Here is a 987-nt window from a genome sequence, read left to right on the forward strand (position 1 = left end):
TCGATCGCTGTAGTTCTGCTCGAATGGCGTGCGTGGTCTTGGCGCTGCCGTGGAGAATTTGGCCCATAGCTCCCTCCGCTGTGTCGGTGACAATTCTACACCATCACATGCTGGGACCAAACACCTAGAGCATTTCCAGCAAAAGTGCGAAGCGGTTTTGCGTCGGATAATGCCACGAAACAAATCGTTAGAACGGTTCCAGCGACTTCGCTTTAACTGGAACCGCTCTAGAAATCCTTGCAGCGTTCCGGCTAGAGCGCGCTTCAATCTGATTGGATCAGATCGGCGTTCTAATCTTTTGTTTTAACGCACATCTTTTCCGAAAACCGTTTCACACTTTTCGGGATGCGCTCTAAAGCTGGCTTATAGTGCTAGAGCGACCTTTGCGCCCGATAGGTCGCCCGGCACTCTAGTTGGCGGCAATACAAGGCGACGTCTCGAAAAACATATCGCCATGATTGCTGGACAAAGAGCCGTTGAGGATGCACTCCATAGCAATTTGCACTACAATCTCCCGCTCCAAAGCGTCGTTCCAGATGGAAGCAAAGCTTCTAACCGGCCGGGAGACAATCAACCCATAGAGTAAATGTTAATTTATTAAAACAGGATAAAATTATGACAAGTACAAACATCATCGTATACGATTTTGCTGTTCAAGGTTTTTCAAGTGGTCGTCAGTGTCAGCTACCGACAAACTCCACTGGAGCTACCATTGTTTTAACTTGTGCATTTTGTGACCAGACTGGAGCCAATATAAAGCCTAAGACTACCCCCGCAACAGGATATTTTAAATTAGTTGACTATTACAATAAATCAACTGTATTTTCATCTAGCAGTACTCCTTTTAAAGTAACAGGACCGTGAGCGTCCGGTGAGTGGATTTTGCTGATGGAGGCTTTTGGGCGATGTTCTGGCATTAGAACCAGCATTAGTGCTGGCATTAATATCAGAACTTAGAGGTTGGCATGGCTCGCATGGAGATTATAT

1 protein-coding gene is annotated in these 987 nt (G+C 46.3%); it reads left to right on the plus strand.

Annotation, left to right across the window (positions count from 1 at the left end; genetic code table 11):
* Window positions 1-615: 615 nt before the first annotated feature.
* Window positions 616-864, plus strand: coding sequence for a hypothetical protein (locus F9K91_RS25485; protein WP_151679071.1), 249 nt, complete (start codon window positions 616-618; stop codon window positions 862-864).
* Window positions 865-987: the final 123 nt, after the last annotated feature.

Origin of the sequence: Brucella tritici (genome assembly GCF_008932295.1) — a bacterium.
In the GTDB taxonomy this organism is placed as follows: Bacteria; Pseudomonadota; Alphaproteobacteria; order Rhizobiales; family Rhizobiaceae; genus Brucella; species Brucella tritici.

Coding starts and splice junctions, on each gene's coding strand:
- F9K91_RS25485 (WP_151679071.1), top strand. CDS start 616: ATGACAAGTACAAACATCATCGTATACGATTTTGCTGTTCAAGGTTTT.